A 19,834-nucleotide genomic window follows, 5' to 3' on the forward strand; every position below is an offset into this window, starting at 1 on the left:
GAGGGAGTCGAATTATGGCGAACGATCAGCACACTGAACTGGAAGCGGAATTTACTCTGGATCAGGTTAAGGATCAGCTTATTGAGCAAGGCAAGAAAAGATCATCATTGAATTACAAAGATATTATGGAGAAATTGTCGCCGTTTGATCAAGACCCCGAGCAAATGGAGGAATTCTACGAGCAACTGAGCGACCACGGTATCGAGGTTGTGAACGAGAATGACGAAGAGGTCAATACACTTCGTCCGAACGAGGACAATGAAGGCAGCGACAATGATGACTTCAGCTTCGACGATGATTTATCACTCCCGCCGGGAATCAAGATCAATGACCCTGTACGGATGTATCTGAAGGAGATCGGACGCGTGCCGCTGCTGTCGGCAGACGATGAGGTAGAGCTGGCAATGAGAATCAAGAACGGCGACGAGGAAGCGAAACGCCGGCTCGCTGAAGCGAATTTGCGGCTCGTGGTCAGTATCGCCAAACGTTATGTCGGACGCGGCATGCTGTTCCTGGATCTGATTCAGGAGGGCAACATGGGTCTGATCAAAGCGGTGGAGAAATTCGACCACAACAAAGGGTTCAAATTCAGTACCTACGCCACTTGGTGGATTCGTCAGGCCATTACCCGGGCGATTGCGGATCAAGCGCGGACAATCCGGATTCCGGTGCATATGGTGGAAACGATCAATAAGCTGATTCGTGTCTCCCGTCAATTGCTGCAGGAGCTGGGCCGCGAGCCGTCGCCGGAGGAAATTGCCGCCGAGATGGAGCTTACGGTCGAGAAGGTTAGAGAGATTATGAAGATTGCCCAGGAGCCGGTATCGCTGGAAACGCCGATCGGTGAAGAGGATGATTCGCATTTGGGTGATTTCATCGAGGATCAGGAGGCGCTGGCTCCTGCGGATGCGGCAGCCTATGAACTGCTGAAGGAACAGTTGGAGGACGTGCTGGACACGCTTACTGAGCGTGAAGAGAATGTGCTTCGTCTGCGTTTCGGTCTGGATGACGGACGGACGAGAACGCTCGAGGAAGTGGGTAAAGTGTTCGGTGTTACCCGGGAGCGGATCCGTCAGATCGAAGCCAAGGCGCTGCGGAAGCTGCGTCACCCAAGCCGCAGCAAGCGGCTGAAGGATTTCCTCGAATAGTATCGCATGACCCGGACCTTTTGCTGCACGGTGGCAGGAGGTCCTTTTAGCTTGAATGAAGCTGGAGACTCAAGGTCCGAAAGAGGGATGAGCCGTTGAATTTGGAAAAACGTGAAATTATTTTAAGAGAAATTCAGTACTGGAGAAGAAGCAGGGTGTTGCCGGAGCAGTATTGCGATTTCCTCACCAACCTCTATGATGAGGAGACTGAGGTAAAGGACAGCAATCCGATTTCACTCCAGAATCTTCAACAGGGCAGCATCAAAGTATGGCTGTTTGGTTTTGGAATTATTTCCTTGATTTTCTTGATTAGTCTATATTTTAGCGTTTTTCCCTGGCCATTGCAACTTGCTACGGCACTCTGTGTCTTAATTGTCTGTTATGGATACTCGGCGATTTACCAGGACCGCAACAAGATGATCAGTCTGGTGCTGGCAGGGACCGGGAGCGTGCTTACGCTGGGCTTCGGATTATGGATGATTAACCTGCATAACCTGGACACTGACTTGTGGAGGCCTATCCTGATTGCAGGCTGCGGACTTCTGTGGGTGGTTTTGGGATTTTTGCTGCGGATTGGGCTGCTTCATTACTGCGGCTTTGCTTTTTGGGCGCTGCTCTATGCCGGTTTCTTTGGCCAAAAAAGTCCGGATGCCTCCATCTTTGAGCTGGAGCTGCTCTGGCTGCCGATCTGTGTGCTGATGATCTGGCTGAGCTGGCTGCTGTATCACCGTGTAAACGGTGTATCGGGCGTATATTTAGGTGTAGGTGTCTCCCTGTGGATTATGCCTGAAATTGATGCGCTGATGTTAAGGCAGGATTATCCGCAATGGGTTTCACTATTATTGATATTGAAGATTGCGGCAGGACTTGCTCTGCTGTTTATTTTCCGAAAAAAATGGATAACGTGGGTGGCTTCATGAACAACACAAAATTATCAAACCGGCTTCAGCTTGTGCTGGAGCAGGTTCCGCAGGGCAGCATTATCGCCGATATCGGTTCAGACCATGCACTGCTGCCTGTAGCGGCTATAGAAAGCGGGCGGGCACTGTCCGCCATTGCCGGCGAAGTGACCTCGGGGCCGTTCGAAGCGGCCCGCAGAGGGGTGGCTGAGGCTGGGCTAGGCAAGGTTATCTCCGTCCGCCGCGGAGACGGGCTGGAGGTGCTGGAGCCGGGAGAAGCCGACTGCATTACCATTGCCGGAATGGGCGGATCGCTGATTGCTGCCATTCTGGAACGCGGCCGCAGCCTGGGCAAGCTTGAAGGTGTCAAGACGCTGGCGCTGCAGCCGAACGTGGGCGAGGATGTTTTGCGCCGCTGGCTGCTTAGTCACGGCTGGGTGCTCACTGCGGAGCATATCCTGGAGGAAGACGGCAAGATTTATGAAATTCTGACGGCAATTCCAGAAGCTGCAGCCGATGTTACGAATGATCAGCTATACCGTGATTTGAAGCTGGCCTCCGGCATTCTATGCGACCGTGAACTGCTGCTGGAGATGGGACCTTATCTGCTGCAAGCACCAAATGTTGTGTTTCATCAGAAGTGGCAGGGTGAAATTACCAAGCTGGAAGGCATTCTGACTTCGTTGTCACGCTCCGGCCAGGCGGCGGCAGAGGACAAGCGCAATGAGATTCTGGCGCGGATCAAGCGAATTAAGGAGGTGCTGGAATGTTTGCCAAAGGACAAACTGTAATTGGGTATATGGAGCAGCTCGCCCCCAAACATCTGGCGGAGGAATGGGACAATGTCGGCCTCCAGCTTGGTTCTTTGCAGAAGGAGATTTCGGGAGTGTTAGTGGCGCTTGATGTCAATGACGCCGTGGTGGATGAAGCCATCGCTCAGGGCTGCAATCTGATCATCGCGCATCATGCGATTATTTTCCGCCCGATCAAGGGAATTCAGACCGATACTCCGATGGGCAAGCTGTACGAGAAGCTGATCAAGAATGATATAGCTGTATATATAAGCCATACGAATCTGGATGTGGCCGAAGGCGGAATGAACGACTGGATGGCAGAAGCGCTTGGCATTCAGGACGGTGCGCCAATTAAGGATATCCATACCGAGCAGCTCTCGAAGCTGGTGGTGTTCGTACCGAAGGATCATCACCGGAAGGTGCTGGATGCCATTCTGAATGCCGGGGCAGGCTGGATCGGCAATTACAGCCATTGCAGCTTCAATATCGAAGGTTACGGGACCTTTATGCCTAGAGAGGGTTCTGAGCCTTACCTCGGTGAGCAAGGCAAGCTTACGCATGCTGAGGAGATCCGAATTGAGACGATTGTTCCTCAGCCTATCCGCAATAAGGTTGTGCAGGCGATGCTGAAAGCCCATCCTTACGAGGAGGTGGCCTATGATCTGTATTCGATGGACCTCAAGGGCCGCAGCTTCGGCCTGGGCAGAGTTGGCAAGCTTAAGGAGCCGACGACTCTGGGCGAATTCGTTGAAATTGTCAAAAATGGCCTTAAGGTCGACAAGGTGCGTGTGGTTGGGGACCTGGACCGTCCCATCCGCAAAGCGGCGGTGATGGGCGGATCGGGTGCTAAATATTATAACAGCGCCATCTTCAAGGGAGCCGACGTGCTGGTAACCGGAGATATTGACTATCATACGGCTCAGGATGCTTATTTGGCTGGCATTACACTGATAGATCCGGGTCATAATGCGGAGAAGATCATGAAGGAAAAAGTAGCCGAATGGATCTCGGGCAAGCTGGCAGAGCATAAGTATGCTACAGCCGTGCATGCCTCACAGGTGAATACAGAGCCTTTCAATTTCCTGTAGGTTCCTGTAATTTACACTTGTGCCGGCTTAATCAAGTCTGTATAATATACAATGTTGTTCGGAAAGTTTGACAGACAATCGCCGGCGGCGTGAAGACGTCGCGGGAGGAAAGTCCGGGCTCCATAAGGCAGGGTGCTGGATAACATCCAGTCGGCGCGAGCTGAAGGATAGTGCCACAGAAATGGACCGCCGATGGCCGCTTTCGGGCGGCACAGGCAAGGATGGAACCGAGGTGTAAGAGACCCCGAGGAACGCTGGTGACTTCGTTCCTGGTAAACCCCATCTGGAGCAAGACCTAATGAGACGCAGCCGCCTCCTTAACCGGAAGGGGCAGCCTTCGCCTGAGGCGCGTCTAGGTTGGTCGCTGGAGCTGTGCAGTAATGTACGGCCTAGATAGATGATTGTCGCTTATGGTGGGAGGGTAGTTCCCGTTTGAACCACGACGAGCACAGAACCCGGCTTACGGCAAACTTTCCTAACTGACAACTTCCAAGCATTTGTAAATGTAAGCAGACTATAAGACAGCGGCCCTCCAAGGAGGGCCGCTTTTTGTATATTTTTTGCATATCAGAGATTGGAGCATCTGCTGCCCTGGTCTTGAGTAATCAGTGAAGAAACGACAGTTCGCTTTGCTCATATTGAGCCAGCGCTTTTTCCAGCCGCTGTACCGCAAGCGGAACCAGCTCCGGCGGGGTGTGGGTAAAATTGAGCCGCATCGTGTTTGTGAGCGGCTGCGCCGAAAAGAAAACCTCTCCGGGCACGAAGGCAACGCCCTGCTCTACGGCAAAGGGAAGCAGCTTCGTGGTGTTAATCTGCTCGGACAATGTCAGCCACAGAAACATGCCGCCGCGCGGCTCGTGGAAACGGGTGCCATTCCAACTGCGGAAGGAGAGCTCGGCGGACAGGAGCTTCATACGCGAGTAATATTGACGCGAGATCTCGCGGATATGCCCTTCGATATCAAAGAATCCAAGCAGCTCAGACAGCGCGCGCTGATCAATGGCGCTGGAGTGCAAATCCGCCGCCTGCTTCGCCTTGGTAATCACTTTGATCAGCTCAGCGGGACCCGCGATCCAGCCTGTGCGCAGCGCCGGGGCGACGATTTTGGAGAAGGTTCCTGTGTAGACTACACAAGGCTCACTGCTGCTGCTTCTGTCGATCTCCGCCAGGGTAGGGGGATAAGCGCCGGGTGACTCATCGAAGGTGATCTCTCCATACGGGTTGTCTTCAAGGATAAGCACATTATAGCGCCGGCATAACTCCACGGTTTTCTCCCGGCGCTCCTTGCTCCAGGTGGCTCCCGATGGATTGTTAAACGTCGGAACAGCATACAGCAGCTTGGGCCGCTGCTGGCGAAGCTGCTCTTCCAGATGGTCCGGCAGCATGCCGTGTCCGTCACTCTGGACAATATGAATGTCCGCGCGGTAAGAACCAAGCACCTGCAGGGCGGCAAGATAAGTAGGCGCTTCCACCAGCACGGCATCGCCGGGATCAAGCAGGATTTTACACAGCAAATCAATGGCCTGCTGGGAGCCTGTTGTCAGTATCATTTCAGAGGCGCTCACAGGAATTCCCTGCTTGGTCAGCCTTGCGGCGATTTGCTCGCGCAGCGGGGCGTAACCTTCGGTCAATCCGTACTGCAGTGCTGAAGTATCCGCGGATAGAGCGCGGCTGTATGCATCACGGACAGCCTGCATCGGGAACAGCTCTTCTCCGGGCAGGCCCCCGGCTAAAGAAATAATGTCTTTGCCTTGTGTAAGCTTGAGGATTTCACGGACTGCTGAAGACCCCAAATGATTAGCGGCCGTAGAGAAATTGATTTTCATAAAAAATGCTCCCCGCTTTCGAATTTTGTTGTATCATAACGGCATAACGGTATAACAGTAAAGCATTGAATATAACAGTGGGGGAGGACGGAAGGATGCATATTGATTTGCTTCGCAGCAGCGCTAAATCCTTGCCGCAGCAAATCTGCGATACACTGGCACAGCGGATTACTTCAGGATTGCTGCAGCCGGGTACCCGGCTGCCTTCCGTCAGAGGGCTGGCGGTCAGCCTGAAGGTGAGCCAGGTTACTGTGAGCAAAGCCTACGCCGATCTGGAGAAGCGGGGACATATTATATGCAGCCAAGGCAAGGGCTGCTTTGTCGCGGAGCATGAACGGAATGGGCCTGATACCCGCACAGGCTGGCAGGAGGTATATGACGACTATTTGCCCCGGGCACAGCTATGGAGGAATTTTGATTACTCAGAGGTGGAATACCCGTTCCATATGGCAGCCATTCATAGCGGGCTGCTTCCCCTGGGGCCAATCGGTGCGACGATGGCCCAACTAGTGACAGAGCAGCCTGAGCTAATGGCTTCCTACGGTAATTTCCAGGGCAATCTGGAGCTGCGGGAGATTATGCGGAAGCATCTGCAGCCGCGCGGCATTACGCTTAGCTCCGCCGACCTGATGATTACCAGCGGGTCACAGCAGGGGATTGATTTGGTAGCCCGGACCTTTGTCGGTCCCGGGGATACGGTTTATCTGGAAGCGCCGAGCTATACCGGGGCGATTGATGTTTTTGCCGGGAGAGGTGCGGAAATGATCTTTGTGCCGATGGATCAGGAGGGGATGCGGGTTGACGTGCTGACGAGGCTGTGCGACCAGAGACCGCCCAAGCTGATTTATACGAATCCTACCTTTCAGAATCCCAGCGGCGTCACGATGAGCATGCCAAGAAGACAGCGGCTGCTGGAGCTGGCCCGCAGCTACCGCTGTCTCATTGTGGAGGATGACCCGTTCAGTGATCTGTATTTCCGCACGCCTCCGCCGCCTTCCATCAAATCCATGGATGAGGACGGACATGTGGTCTATATGAAAAGCTTCAGCAAGGTCCTCGCCCCCGGCTGCAGAATCGCTTGTGTGGCCGCAGCGGGGAATATTCTCTCCAGGCTCATCGCCGCCAAGTCAGCGAGTGATCTCGGCAGTCCGCTGCTGACTCAGGGCGCAGTCCTTCCGTTCATCTCCCACAAATACGAGAACTATGCCTGTAAGCTGCGGGCTGCTCTGCGCAGACGTATGGAGAAGGCGGCGAAGCTGCTGAAGCAGTACGCTCCTCCTGGTGTTGCCTGGAATCTGCCCGAAGGCGGATTGAATCTTTGGCTTCAGCTCCCGTCCGCAGCCGGCATCGACAGGCTGCACGTGCTGGCCGAACGGGAGGGGATTTCCTTTCTTCCCGGCGATGTGTGTTATGCCGGTGATACTCCCTCCCGGCATATCCGGCTGTGCTATTCGCAAATGAAGGAAGCCGACATGGAGCGCGGGCTCAAGCTGTTCCTGATCCTGCTGGACAAGCATCTCAACTCTTTGCGTTAGTCGCTGCTTTGAAGATTCTGCTGAAGTGATTTGAGCTGCCGGCCGACCTGCTGCGGAAACAACTGCAACGGCACTTCGCTTCCGGTGGCTGCCTGAAGCGTTTTGTAGATATCGACTTGGCCCCAGCCATAATATTTGTCATGACCGGGGGTACCGAGATCCACCGCATTCGAAGTCATCAGATCCATCACTTCTTTGTTGGTCAGGGCCGGATTCAGCGAGCGGATGAGCCCGGCGAGCGCCGCCACATGAGGGCTTGCCATGGAGGTCCCCGATAACGCCGCATACTGGTTGTCCGGGTAAGTGCTGGCTATGCTCTCTCCCGGAGCGGCGACATCAATATAGTCGCCATAATTGGAGAAGGAAGCTCTGTCCCCGGAGGCGTTTGTTGCGGCAACTGCAATTACCTCCGGGTATGCTGCCGGATAGCCCGGACGTTCAGTGTTGTCGTTGCCGGATGCGGACACGAGCACCACGTCGCGGTCATAGGCATACTTAATCGCATCATGCAGAAACTGTGAATCGGCGTAATTCCCCAAGCTCAGGTTGATCACTTTCGCGCCTTTGTCCGCAGCCCAGATAATTCCTTCGGCAACGGAGTAGGTGGTGCCTGCCCCCGAGTTGTCGAGAGCTTTTACCGGAAGGATCTTGTTGAACCAGCTAATGCCGGCCACACCCTCCTTGTTGTTCGTCAAGGCTCCGATGATGCCCGTTACATGAGTGCCATGTCCGACATCGTCATCAGGCTTCGAGCCTTTTGTGATCGCATTATACCCGGCCAGCAGTTGGCCCTTGAGGTCAGGATGACTGGCCTGCACGCCGGTATCCACCACAGCCACCACTACATCCTTGCTGCCCTTGGAGAGATTCCAGCCCTGTTCGGTTTCGATAGCCGGCAAATTCCACTGATAGGTGGAGAACAGCAAATCATTTGGCGTGAGCACATTCGCTCCGGTCTTTTCGTTCACCACATCATTGGTTAAATACATATAGTGAGGCTCTGTATATTCAGGTTTCCATTTTTTAGAAAAATAAGCTTTGAGCTCTGTGTAGTTCATCTTCTCCGAGCGGAAAATATATGCGTATCCCAGCTTGCGCGGCTCCTTGGACTGGATATCTGCGGCAATGGTCTGAAGCTGTCCCGCAGCAGGATGGCCGTTCTGGAAGCGGACAACGATCTCATTCTCATAATAATGGCTGGCGTTCTCATTGTCGTGGCCGGTTTTGACGGTGATATCCTTCAGGGTGTCGGTGTGAACCGATTCAACGCGGTACTTGCCTTCCTTGGGATAAGGAATGAGGCGCAGGTTCTTGAGCTGATGTTCGGCAACCCGGTCCAGAATCTTCTGATTGATCAGGGCAATAACACCGAAATGTCCTGCTTTGTCGCGCTGAGCCATAAAGTAATATTTCTTCTTCCCGATAATAAAGGTAGGGGATTCATAAGCCTGATGCTTTTTGATCGCGGCTTTCGCGGTATTTAGGTATCTCAGCAGTTGTTGATTCTCCTGATCGCTGCCTTCCGGAAGCGAGGATTTGAAGGTGCTCGTCTGCTCTGTACGGAAATCAATCCACATTAGCATGGTGATATGTCCGTGTCCTTGCTGGAGACGTTTGGCATATGCTGAAATATCTCCGGGCGAAGCGCCATTAGTCTCTGCGAGCATGGTGCTTAAATGCCTGCTGACATCCACTCTGTTCAGACGGTCGGTAGCGCTGACATCCTGGGTAAGCGAGGTTTTCTTGAACGCTTTCTCCTGTGCCGGATTAGGCACGGCGGTTTGGTGAAGCTTGCCGGTCCCTTCAGGCCGAAGGGTAAATGTTAGTAGGACTGCCGAGATTGCAGCGGTGACCAGACCGGCTATTAGAACATTTTTTCGTGACATATTTTCCGCCCCTTCATGGCATCGTAATACCTGTAGCTTTAGAAGAGAGCGCCGGTTTTATGCATCATATAGAACAAAGCAAAGGATAAGGAAGCCGTTTCTGCTTGTCAGAAAAGGATACCGCCGTCCAAAGATTTATGTTAATATCAAAAAAGTAAGTGCTTACCGAGCTAGGACTAATAAGGGGGACCAATTGCCATGTCAGCAGCCAACGTGCAGAAATTGTGTGAAACGACGAGAGAAAAGCTACACGCCGTAATCGGAAAAATGGAATTATTCCTTAACCAGCATGCGCTGCCGCAACTGGTAACTGAAGATGATGAGGAAACCCTGTTGTTTTATCAAGGCTTCTTGTCCGATCTCCGCCATCTGCTGGTATTCTCGGAAATGTCCTATGAGAAGCTGGGGGTAGCTCTGCGCCGCGCCACTTTTGACGAAGCCTTTGCGCAAAAAGCGCTTTATAACGTATACCATTTCGGTGTGAACAACTTCTTTTACCCTAAGAATGAGAGCTATTCTGAAGATGGGCGTTATGCCTACACAGGTCAGGATGCCATCCGCTTCCGTAAGAAGCCGGTTCGTCCGGTACGTGACATTATTCTGGATATCACCAAGGTTTATGAAGAGCTTCGTGATGATCTGAGCTATTATGAAAATGATTATTTGACCGAAAAGCGTATGCAGAACCAGGTATAGCAGTTACTTATCTGTTCAGCTACAGCCAGGACTGTGTCTGTCATGGAAGGATGACGGCACGGTCCTTTTTGTGCTTCACCAACTGGTAACCCTTTTACAGCATAGAGGCAGCGGGCCAAGGACATAATGAAGTCGAGGTGATAAACATGACAAACGCCAAACCGCTTGTGAAATGCAGTGTGAGCAACTGTCATTATTGGGGAGAGCAGAACTTGTGCCAGGCTAATGAAATTGTGATCGAAATCGACAAGCATGCCGGGAGCCATTTCAAGGAAGAATATGCCGAAGAAATGACGGATCGCAACCACCACGACCTTGCCGGAACTTCCTCTGCCACCTGTTGCCTGACGTTCAAGCCTAACGCTTAGGAGGATACCATGGACAAGCACAATGATGAATCCAAGCTGGACCGCTCAGAGCGGAAAAAGATCGTTCTGCGCCCGCGCCGGCTGGACTATCCCCGCCGTGACCGGTCGCTGAACGAAGAGTACGCTGCCGAAATGGCTCCGCTGCCTGCACATGTGCAAAGAACGCATATTAAGGATGCGGAAGACACACAAGATGAGACCCAAAGTGACAGTCGTACCCTGGGTTATGTTGGCCTTGGATTTGGCGTGGTCTCCTTATTTATTTGGTCGGTCATCTTAGGGCCAATTGCTGCAATATTAGGATATTTCGCTTATGCCAGAGGGCAAAAAACCTCCGGAGCGTGGGCAATCGGGCTTGGCATTGTATCTACACTCAGCTATTTTGTTATGATTCCTTTTGCGCGTTAGCAGCATTTGCAGCCGGGAATATGAAGCAGACACAGGCTTACAGACCTAAACTTACGGGTCTGAAGTCTGTTTTTGCGTGTCAGTATATAGCATTTCCCGCGAAAAAATTGTAAAATAAAGGCGCATTTCAAATTTGGAATTGAGCACCTTAACATAAAAGACAAACCGGAAAGAAGGAATGCGCAGCATGGAGATGAATACCGCTGCTGGAAGCGGACTTGGGCAGTTGAAATGGGTTGATCTGAGGACTTCGTCAAACGTCAAGAATAGTGCTTCTACCACCAGCAAGGAAGTGTCGGGAACATCCGCTTCAGAATTTGCCGCCATGTTGCAGCAGCTTGCTCTGCAGAATGCCAGTGGAAGCAGCGGCAGCGCGCTTACCTCAATGGACAACTCTTCACTAAGCAGTCTGCTGTGGCAGCAGCTTGGGGGAATGCAGAATGACTCCAGTTCAATTTCCGGGGAAATAACGGGAACCAAGCCTACCGATTATGATGATTTGATTCAAACGGCAAGCGCGAAATACGGAGTGCCGGTTGATCTGATCAAAGCTGTAATCGACACGGAGTCCTCCTTTAATCCGAATGTCGTCTCCTCCGCCGGGGCCAAAGGCCTGATGCAGTTAATGGATGGAACGGCGAATGGATTGGGTGTATCTAATCCCTTCGATCCGGCGCAGAACATTGATGGCGGGGTCCGTTATCTGTCCTATCAATTGCAGCGCTATGGCGGGCAGGAGAAAATGGCGCTGGCGGCCTATAATGCCGGTCCGGGGCGGGTGAACAAGCTCGGCGTAAGCAACGATCTGGAGCTGATGGCCAATCTGTCGCAGCTTCCGCTTGAAACCCAGTCCTATATCGCCAAAATAGAACGCGCCCGCGCACAATACGCGGTATAATAAAAGGATCAAACGGGTTAACCTTAAACCACCGGGGTGGCAGAGGGCCGTTTGATCCTTTTTTGAATGATAAGAGAGTATAGCTTCACGCTATACTTTAACCGTCTTTCTAAGAACGGCGGAGCCGTTTCTACTTGACTAAATGTAAAGGAGACCGCCGATATATGCTTTACTGGGATTATGCCGCCGCCGCACCTCCTTACGATGAGGTGGTGCAGACCGTGGAACAAATCATGAGGCTGCATTATGCCAACCCCTCTTCGCTTCACCGTGCAGGCGGAGAGGCGGAAAGGCTGATCAGACGCGCACGGGAAGTATGCGCCGCTGCACTTGGAGTGCAGCCACAGGAAATTCTATTTACTTCGGGAGCCACCGAGAGCAACAATTTGGCGATTAAAGGCGCGGCTTTGGCGCTTCAGTCGAGGGGCAGGCATATCATAACTACCGAATTGGAGCATCCCTCAGTCTATGAGAGCTGTCTGCAACTGCAAAAGCTGGGCTGGGAGATTACCTTTGTGGCACCGGAGAGCACCGGTGTTATTGATCCTGCGCGTATTGCCGCTGCTGTCCGCCAGGATACTGTGCTTGTCAGCGTCATGCATGTCAATAATGAAATCGGAACCGTACAGCCATTGCAAGAGATTGGGCGGCAGATTAAAGCTGTCAACCGCAGGACGCTGTTTCACGTTGATGGTGTGCAGGGCTACGGCAAGCTGGAGACGCGGCTGAAGGAATGGCAGGCCGATCTATACAGCCTGTCGCCGCACAAAATCCGTGGACCGCGCGGTACGGGGATACTATATGTCAGGGAAGGCGTTACGCTGTTTCCGCTGATAACCGGAGGCTCCCATGAAGGTGGACTGCGCGCGGGAACGGAGAATTTACCGGCGATTGTCGGTTCGGCCAAGGCTGTACGGATGAGCGGTGAACAGCGGCCCGAGCTGAATGAACACCTGGTTCCATTGCGGAACCGGCTCCTGCGTTTTATATCCGGCATGCCTGGGCTGATGCTGAACAGCAGAGAGGACGGAGCGCCGCATATTGTTCATTTCTCCTATCCGGGCATGAAGGGAGAGGTTCTGGCCCGTAAGCTGGAGGAGCTGGGGATGACCGTTTCGACCCGTTCGGCCTGTTCCTCGCGCCTTGCTAAGCCAAGCCGGATTCTTCTGTCGATGGGGAGAGATGCCTCGGCAGCGCTCGGCGGCATCCGCATCAGCCTGGGGGACTGTCATACGGAGGCTGACGTTGTCCAGCTTGAACAAGCGCTGCTGACTGCTGTACAGTCATTGAAGAAAGCTCAAGGAGGCATGAAATAACAGATGAGAGAGATAGATGCACAAGCAGAAGCTGACGGACACAGCATTGAATATGCGGATATGCTTTTGCTGCGTTTCGGAGAATTTATTTTAAAAGGGAAAAACCGCTCCCGCTTTGAAAAAACCGTATTCCGCCATGTGAAGGAGATGGTCAAGCCTTATCCCAACGTTAATCTGAGCAAGGAATTCGGCCGGATCTATATAGAGCTTAACGGAGAACCGGCGGAAGAACTGATAACGGCGCTGAAAAATGTGTTCGGCATTGCTTCGATAAGTCCGGTCAAGGTTGCGCGGTCTGAATTTGAGGACATTCTGTCGGTCAGCCGTACCTTTCTGAAGATTATCGCTCCGGCTGCAGGGACCAGCTTCAAGGTCAATGCCCGCCGGGTATGGAAGGGATTTCCGCATGGCTCGCTTGAAATGAACAAGCTGATTTCGACTCCGCTTCTTCAAGGTTATCCCGGTTTGCTCGTGGATGTGAAGTCCCCGCAGCTTGAGATGAAGATTGAGATTCGCGAAGAACATACGTATATTTTCTGTGAAAATATTGCCGGCGTCGGCGGTTTCCCGCTGGGCACTAACGGCAAAGCGATGCTGCTGCTGTCCGGCGGAATTGACAGCCCTGTTGCCGGCTGGTCTTCCATGCGCCGGGGGCTGGAAGTGGAATGCGTCCACTTTTACAGCTATCCCTATACCAGCGAACTGGCAAGGCAGAAGGTCGTTGATCTGACGCGGGTACTGTCGCGTTATGCAGGAACCATTAAGCTCCACCTTGTCCCGTTTACGGAGGTGCAGACCTCTTTTACCGGCATCGGTCAGGATAATCTGATTATTACGCTGATGCGGCGGGCTATGCTGAGGATTGCTACAAAACTGGCGGAGCAGGAAGGTGCGCTGGCACTCGTTACAGGAGAGAGCCTGGGGCAAGTCGCCAGCCAGACACTGTCCAGCATGAATGTCATCGGCCGTGCCACGGCACTTCCGCTGTTGCGTCCGCTGATTATGATGGATAAGAGTGACATCGTGGGGCTGTCGCAAACGATCGGCACTTACGAGCTGTCTATTCTGCCTTATGAGGATTGCTGTACACTGTTTGTCCCGAAATCTCCAACGACGAACCCGAATCTGCGAATCGTGGATAAAATCGAAGCCACACTTCCGGGGTACTCTGCACTGCTGGACGCAGCGGCGGCCGGGACCGAAAAGGTTATCATTACGCCTTACGGAAATGAGAAGCCCAGCGATGTAGTCACGGCCGAAGCCGGACTGCAGGAAGAGTGGTTTTAGTCAAAATTGTGGCTGTGCGCAGCTTTTCTGTCACTATGGAGCCGCTTCAGGTGACCTGCCGCAAGAATTCCAGCAATAACCAGAATGATGAAAAGAATATGCAGCAGCGGATGCTCCCGTACAAAAGGCTCAATTCGCTGTTCTCCCGCAATCATGCTGGAGGCTGTGAATCCGAGCACACCTGCACCGATATATATAATCCAGGAATATTTGTTAATCAGCTTAATAAAAAGCGTGCTGCCCCAGATTACAATCGGTACGCTGATCAGGAGTCCCAGCACAACAAGGATAATATTGTGATTGGCTGCCCCGGCAATAGCGATAATATTATCAAGGCCCATGGCGGCATCGGCGACAATGATTGTCCGGACTGCGGACCACAGCGTCCCTCCAGCTTTTATATCCGGACCGTTACTTTCTCCCGTCAGCAGCTTGTAGGCGATCAGAATAAGCAGCAATCCGCCAAAAAGCAGCAGCCAGGGAACCTTAAGCAGCCATACGACCAGAATAATAGCAATAATCCGCAGCACGACGGCTCCGCCCGTACCCAGCAGAATTGCTTTTTTCTGTGTACCGCCCTGCAAATTCCGGGCAGCTAGACCAATGACAATTGCATTGTCGCCGGCCAGAATCAAATCCAGAAAGACGATGTTCAGCAGCGACAATATGAAATCCAGAACGGATGAGCTCAATTGGGGTCACTCCTAAGGTTTTGTATGCTAAAGGTGTGGAGACAGGGCGGCTGTGCCTGCATAGTTTTGTATACGCTGGAAAAGCTCCGGACATTCGTCTCCGCGGAAAAAAGCGCGTAAAGTAAGCATAGCTTGTCGCCCTTGGACATACATGTAATTACATGTTGTTCGGGGAGGCTAAAAACAATGGATTCCTTATTGCTGCTTGGTGAAATACTGATGATTAATCTTGTGCTGAGCGGAGATAACGCAATGGTGATTGCGATGGCCAGCAAGAATCTGCCGGAGCAGCACCGCAGGCTGGCAGTATGGTGGGGGGCAGCCGGAGCCGTTGTGCTGCGATGCCTGCTGACTTTTGCTGCGGTGCTGCTTCTGAAAATTCCCTATATTGAAGCCGGCGGGGGAATGCTGCTGCTATGGATTGCGTTCAAGCTGCTGCTGGAGAAAGAGGAAGATGTCAGGGTGGAGGAAAGCTCAACCGTCTGGAGGTCGATCCGCACCATTCTGCTTGCCGACTTCATTATGAGCCTGGACAATGTGCTGGCGATTGCGGGAGTAGCCAAAGGGGATCTCGCGCTGATCGTGATTGGTATCGCCTTAAGCATTCCGATTGTGGTCTGGGGAAGCGGCATTATCGTAGGCTGGCTGCACCGCTTTCCGGTGCTGATCTACATCGGGGCCTATATCCTCGCGCATACCGCCGGCGAATTGCTGCTGCAGGATGCTAAGTTAGGTCCGGTAATTTCTTTGTTGCTGCCGTCGCTTCATTCCACATTGCCGCTCTTGCTCGGCATCGCAGTTGTGGTATCCGGTGCTATTAAGCGCAGACCCGTATCGTTAAAGTAGAAATCTGGCAATACTAGAGGCTGAGACAGAGCTGAATAAGCTTTGGCGCGGCCTCTTTGGCGTTTCTGCCAAACGTACGAAGAATGATGATGATGGTGTTTTATGCTTTTTTCAGATAAAATATAAATGGAATCCTGTCATATTAGATGAGAACTTTGAAGGGATGGGTGAAAAATGTCTTCCAAAAACGACATGAAACTGGGTGTGTTTATCGCCGCCGCCGGCATCGTAATTCTATTCGGAAAGCTGGGGGTGTTCGGATTCCTTGGGCGTGCCCTCTGGCCACTCGTGATTCTGATACCAGGCCTGTTCCTGCATGTGCTTTTCTTCAGCCGCCGTGCCTCGGCATCCGTGCTGCTGCCCGCCGGAATTCTAACTGTATATGGCTTGCTGCTGGGGTTATGCAATGCGTGGGGCTGGGGGCTGATGAGACATCTGTGGCCGCTGCTGCTGCTGGGCATTGCCATCGGACTGTATGAGTATTCGCTCTATTCGCCGGGCCGAAGCGGCAGGCTTACGACTACGGCCGTCATTCTTGGACTGCTGAGTGTTATCCTGCTGGTCTTTAGTCTTCTGGGTACCGGAGCGCTTTACCTGATTGGTGCGATTCTTGTCGCAGCAGGCGCTTGGCTGATGTTCGGACGGGGCAAACCGGGAGGCGGCAAGAAGTGGAATGGAGGCTGGTAAGTGATTTTTTCATAAAAAGACTTGCTTTTCATAGTGCTTTCACTATAATATTAAGGATATGTTGAAGCGTCGGCTTTCTGCCTGGCGCTTCTTTTGTGAGACTGCTGCGACACGCTATAAATTTGAACATTTTTAATTTGATAAATGAGAGGATTTGGATACAAATCATGCATTCAAGAAAAGATATCCGCAACATTGCGATCATTGCCCACGTTGACCATGGCAAAACAACACTCGTCGATCAGCTTCTGCAGCAATCAGGTATTTTCAGCGCTCACGAGCATCTTCAAGAACGCGCTATGGACTCGAATGACCTGGAGCGGGAACGCGGAATAACTATCCTAGCCAAAAATACAGCTATTACCTATAAAGAGTTCCTGATCAACATCGTAGATACACCGGGACACGCCGACTTCGGCGGTGAAGTAGAACGTATTATGAAGATGGTTGACGGCGTACTGCTCGTTGTCGATGCCTATGAAGGCTGCATGCCGCAGACAAAATTCGTTCTGCGCAAAGCGCTGGAGCAGCACCTGACACCAATCGTAGTCGTGAACAAGATTGACCGCCCGGCAGCACGTCCTAAGGAAGTTATTGATGAAGTGCTGGATCTGTTCATTGAGCTTGAAGCGAGCGACGATCAATTGGAATTCCCGGTTGTCTATGCTTCCGCGCTTAACGGCACATCCAGCATGGACCCTGAGAAGCAGGACGACAACATGCTAGCACTTTATGAGACCATTACCCAGCACATTCCGGCTCCAACTGAAAAAGTGGATGAGCCGCTGCAATTCCTTGTAACCTTGATGGACTACAACGAATATCTGGGCCGTATCGCCATCGGACGCGTGAACCGCGGCGTAATCAAGCAAGGCCAATCCGTTACAGTCATCATGCGCGATGGCAAGAGCAAAACTGCGCGCATTGAGAAGCTGTTCGGCTTCCAGGGCCTCAAGCGTGTGGAAACCGAAGAAGCAGGTGCAGGTGACATCGTGGCCATCGCCGGTATCAAGGATATCAACATCGGTGAGACGATTGCCGACCCGGCTAACCCGGAAGCCCTGCCTGTATTGAAGATTGACGAACCGACTATGCAAATGACGTTCCTGGTGAACAACAGTCCATTTGCCGGTAAGGAAGGCAAGTGGGTGACTTCCCGCAAGCTGCGTGAGCGTCTCTTCAAAGAACTGGAAACGGATGTCAGCTTGCGTGTGCTGGAAACCGATAGCCCTGATGCTTTTATCGTGTCTGGACGCGGTGAGCTGCATCTCGGAATTCTGATTGAGAATATGCGCCGTGAAGGCTATGAAATGCAGGTATCCAAACCTGAAGTTATCGTCAAGGAAATCGACGGTGCCAAAATGGAGCCGCTTGAGCGTCTGATGATTGATATTCCGGAAGAAAGCATGGGCGCCGTAATGGAGAGCCTGGGAACACGCAAAGCAGAAATGGTCAACATGATCAATCACGGCACCGGACAGGTTCGTCTGGAATTCCTGATTCCTGCACGCGGCCTGATTGGTTACAACACGTACTTCTTGACGCTGACACGCGGCTATGGGGTAATGAACCATGCATTTGACAGCTATGCTCCACTGATCGGCGGCCAGGTTGGCGGACGCCATCAAGGTGTGCTTGTATCCAGTGAGACCGGCAACACTACTCTTTACGGCATGATGGGTGTAGAGGACCGCGGTATCCTTTTCCTGGAGCCTGGGACTGAAATCTACGAAGGGATGATCGTAGGCGAGCATACCCGCGACAACGACATCATTGTCAACATCTGTAAGGAAAAAGCACTGACTAACGTCCGTTCTGCTACAAAGGATGAAACGGTGAAGATGAAGACCCCTCGCCTGTTCTCCCTGGAAGGTGCGCTTGAGTACCTGAACGATGATGAATATTGCGAAATTACTCCTAAATCTGTCCGGTTGCGTAAAAAGATCCTGAATAAGGGCGAACGCGAACGTGTAGAAAAGCAGCGTAAAGCGGCGCAAGCCAGCCAAGCCTAAGCTGTATATCCAAGATAAGGACCGAATCACCTTATCTTTCTTCTTGAGCCGCCGGCCAGTCCGGCGGCTTTTGTTCGTTTTTCAAGAGCTCCTAATAATTCTAAGAATTATTAGCGGGAAAACCCGCAGCGGATGACATAATGTAAGCGAACTTATTCCCGGGAGGAGTGAAGAGCTGTGCAGAGCGGGTTCGTTATATGGTGGAAGCACGGCAGAAGCGAAAGGCGGCAGCAGCAGCAACAAGACAGTAAACGCAACTTTTACCGCAGGCTTCCGTCTAATTTAATACGTAGCAATATAATTCCAATTGAGATGAAAAGGACTCTATTTCATTATGAGTATAAGTAAGGGCAGTTTGCCTCCAAGATCCAGCGGGAACCCAAGAAACAACAGACCGCAGCCAAGCGCCGCGTCCAGACCCGCGCAGAACAAGAAGAGTGTTAAGAAACGTGGAGCGTTTGCCAGAGCAGGCAAGACGCTGCTTATGATCCTTTTGATTGTTATACTTGCAGTGCTTGGTTACGCAGGTTATTTGTATTGGAAGTTCGATCAAGGCAGCTTTGGTATTGACCGGGCGGTTCCGGCGGGACATTCGGCTGCAGAAAGGCCTATTACGATGCTGCTGCTGGGAACGGACAACAGGCCGAAGCATCCATCGAATCTGACGGATGTCATTATGGTCGCAGCGCTTAACCCGCATACCCAGTCTGCAACTGTGGTCTCGATTCCCCGCGATACCTATGTGGAGCTTAGCGGATATAAGAAGACCAAGATTAACGAGTTCTACGCCCGGTTCAAGGGCAAGGAGAAGAAATCGGGTATACTTGCCGAGGATGAAATGAAGACAATGATGGGCAAATATCTCGGAGTCGATATTGATTATGCCACCGTGCTTGATTTTCAGGGCTTCCGTGATGTAGTCGATGAGCTAGGTGGAGTGGACGTCAACATCAGTGAGAATATGTGTTATACGGATAGTGTGGATGGCACGGATATCAACCTGAAGAAGGGTCAGGCACAGTTGAACGGCGACGATGCGCTTGATTATGTTCGTTACCGCAAGTCCAACTGCAGCCCGAAGACCAAATCTTCGGATGACTTTGACCGCAATAAACGCCAGAACGAGGTGCTGAATTCGTTAGTCGGACAAATGCAGTCATTGGGCGGGGTACTCAAGATTGGCAAAGTGCTTGATGCTGTGGATGACAACATGAAGACTGATATCGAGAATGAGCAGATTAAGAGCATGATATCCACCTATTGGAAAATATCCAAGTCGAATATTGAATTTAAACCGGTGACCGGAACTTGGCGCAGTCCATATGTATATATTAACGGTGAAGAGCTTGACGCGGCTAAAAAAAGTCTGCAGAATCGGATTGCCGGGGCTGCAGCTCAAAATTGAATGCAAGTTCGGGCATGTGCTATAATATAATTAATCGAACGCA

General features: G+C 52.0%; 18 protein-coding genes and 1 other RNA gene. 16 read left to right on the forward strand and 3 right to left on the reverse strand.

All coding sequences use genetic code 11. The annotated features are described in order from the left end of the window. Window positions 1-14: 14 nt before the first annotated feature. From rpoD to rnpB, 5 genes are all read left to right on the forward strand, one after another. Entirely contained in the window at window positions 15-1,148 is a 1,134-nt protein-coding gene (gene rpoD, locus B212_RS0104675; RefSeq protein WP_019909264.1) for an RNA polymerase sigma factor RpoD, read from the forward strand. 95 nt (window positions 1,149-1,243) lie between these two features. Beyond that, entirely contained in the window at window positions 1,244-2,068 is an 825-nt protein-coding gene (locus tag B212_RS0104680; RefSeq protein WP_019909266.1) for a hypothetical protein, read from the forward strand. Beyond that, window positions 2,065-2,838 carry a tRNA (adenine(22)-N(1))-methyltransferase gene (locus tag B212_RS0104685; RefSeq protein WP_019909267.1) on the forward strand — a complete coding sequence of 258 codons (774 nt, stop codon included), beginning with the start codon at window positions 2,065-2,067 and terminating at the stop codon, window positions 2,836-2,838. The genes B212_RS0104680 and B212_RS0104685 overlap by 4 nt, the downstream gene beginning before the upstream one ends. Then, window positions 2,814-3,929, forward strand: coding sequence for a Nif3-like dinuclear metal center hexameric protein (locus tag B212_RS0104690; RefSeq protein ID WP_019909268.1), 1,116 nt, complete (start codon window positions 2,814-2,816; stop codon window positions 3,927-3,929). The genes B212_RS0104685 and B212_RS0104690 overlap by 25 nt, the downstream gene beginning before the upstream one ends. Window positions 3,930-3,991: 62 nt before the next feature. After that, an RNA gene (rnpB, locus tag B212_RS33555) (RNase P RNA component class A) lies at window positions 3,992-4,407 on the forward strand. A gap of 127 nt (window positions 4,408-4,534) precedes the next feature. Here the strand turns inward: rnpB and B212_RS0104695 are convergent. Continuing rightward, window positions 4,535-5,755: an aminotransferase-like domain-containing protein gene (locus B212_RS0104695; RefSeq protein WP_019909269.1), complete on the reverse strand. Its 1,221-nt coding sequence runs from the start codon at window positions 5,753-5,755 to the stop codon at window positions 4,535-4,537. A 95-nt stretch (window positions 5,756-5,850) separates the two neighbouring features. Between B212_RS0104695 and pdxR the strand changes: the two genes are divergently transcribed. Then, window positions 5,851-7,290, forward strand: coding sequence for a MocR-like pyridoxine biosynthesis transcription factor PdxR (gene pdxR, locus B212_RS0104700; protein ID WP_019909270.1), 1,440 nt, complete (start codon window positions 5,851-5,853; stop codon window positions 7,288-7,290). Here the strand turns inward: pdxR and B212_RS0104705 are convergent. Beyond that, on the reverse strand, window positions 7,287-9,176 hold the full coding sequence (locus B212_RS0104705; RefSeq protein ID WP_019909271.1) for a S8 family peptidase: 1,890 nt from the start codon (window positions 9,174-9,176) through the stop codon (window positions 7,287-7,289). The genes pdxR and B212_RS0104705 overlap by 4 nt on opposite strands. Window positions 9,177-9,374: 198 nt before the next feature. Here B212_RS0104705 and B212_RS0104710 point away from each other — a divergent pair, with 198 nt between their 5' ends. The 6 genes from B212_RS0104710 to thiI all read left to right on the forward strand — a co-directional run bounded on the left by B212_RS0104710 (window position 9,375) and on the right by thiI (window position 14,149). Continuing rightward, window positions 9,375-9,872 carry a YpuI family protein gene (locus B212_RS0104710; protein WP_019909272.1) on the forward strand — a complete coding sequence of 166 codons (498 nt, stop codon included), beginning with the start codon at window positions 9,375-9,377 and terminating at the stop codon, window positions 9,870-9,872. 146 nt (window positions 9,873-10,018) lie between these two features. Beyond that, a complete protein-coding gene (locus B212_RS0104715) occupies window positions 10,019-10,240 on the forward strand; it encodes a DUF1540 domain-containing protein (protein ID WP_019909273.1) in 222 nt (73 codons plus the stop codon). 9 nt (window positions 10,241-10,249) lie between these two features. Beyond that, complete coding sequence (locus tag B212_RS0104720; RefSeq protein ID WP_019909274.1) at window positions 10,250-10,648, forward strand: hypothetical protein; 399 nt, start codon at window positions 10,250-10,252, stop codon at window positions 10,646-10,648. Between the two features lie 187 nt (window positions 10,649-10,835). Beyond that, window positions 10,836-11,546 (forward strand): lytic transglycosylase domain-containing protein, encoded by a 711-nt coding sequence (locus B212_RS0104730; protein ID WP_019909277.1) that lies wholly within the window; start codon window positions 10,836-10,838, stop codon window positions 11,544-11,546. Window positions 11,547-11,710: 164 nt separating this feature from the next. Continuing rightward, a complete protein-coding gene (locus B212_RS0104735) occupies window positions 11,711-12,862 on the forward strand; it encodes a cysteine desulfurase family protein (protein WP_019909279.1) in 1,152 nt (383 codons plus the stop codon). Window positions 12,863-12,865: 3 nt separating this feature from the next. Continuing rightward, the gene (thiI, locus tag B212_RS0104740; protein ID WP_019909280.1) at window positions 12,866-14,149 is read left to right on the forward strand and encodes a tRNA uracil 4-sulfurtransferase ThiI; all 1,284 of its coding nucleotides are present in this window, start codon (window positions 12,866-12,868) and stop codon (window positions 14,147-14,149) included. Here thiI and B212_RS0104745 read toward each other — a convergent pair. Continuing rightward, window positions 14,146-14,841: a TerC family protein gene (locus tag B212_RS0104745; protein WP_019909281.1), complete on the reverse strand. Its 696-nt coding sequence runs from the start codon at window positions 14,839-14,841 to the stop codon at window positions 14,146-14,148. The genes thiI and B212_RS0104745 overlap by 4 nt on opposite strands. A gap of 186 nt (window positions 14,842-15,027) precedes the next feature. Here B212_RS0104745 and B212_RS0104750 point away from each other — a divergent pair, with 186 nt between their 5' ends. From B212_RS0104750 to B212_RS0104765, 4 genes are all read left to right on the forward strand, one after another. Then, on the forward strand, window positions 15,028-15,687 hold the full coding sequence (locus B212_RS0104750) for a TerC family protein (RefSeq protein ID WP_019909282.1): 660 nt from the start codon (window positions 15,028-15,030) through the stop codon (window positions 15,685-15,687). 174 nt (window positions 15,688-15,861) lie between these two features. Further along, window positions 15,862-16,374, forward strand: coding sequence for a hypothetical protein (locus tag B212_RS0104755; protein ID WP_019909283.1), 513 nt, complete (start codon window positions 15,862-15,864; stop codon window positions 16,372-16,374). Between the two features lie 167 nt (window positions 16,375-16,541). Continuing rightward, a complete protein-coding gene (typA, locus tag B212_RS0104760; RefSeq protein WP_019909284.1) occupies window positions 16,542-18,386 on the forward strand; it encodes a translational GTPase TypA in 1,845 nt (614 codons plus the stop codon). A 334-nt stretch (window positions 18,387-18,720) separates the two neighbouring features. After that, window positions 18,721-19,791 carry an LCP family protein gene (locus tag B212_RS0104765; protein WP_028530609.1) on the forward strand — a complete coding sequence of 357 codons (1,071 nt, stop codon included), beginning with the start codon at window positions 18,721-18,723 and terminating at the stop codon, window positions 19,789-19,791. The last annotated feature ends 43 nt before the right edge of the window (window positions 19,792-19,834 follow it).

The organism is Paenibacillus sp. HW567 (genome assembly GCF_000374185.1).
GTDB lineage: Bacteria > Bacillota > Bacilli > Paenibacillales > Paenibacillaceae > Paenibacillus_AQ.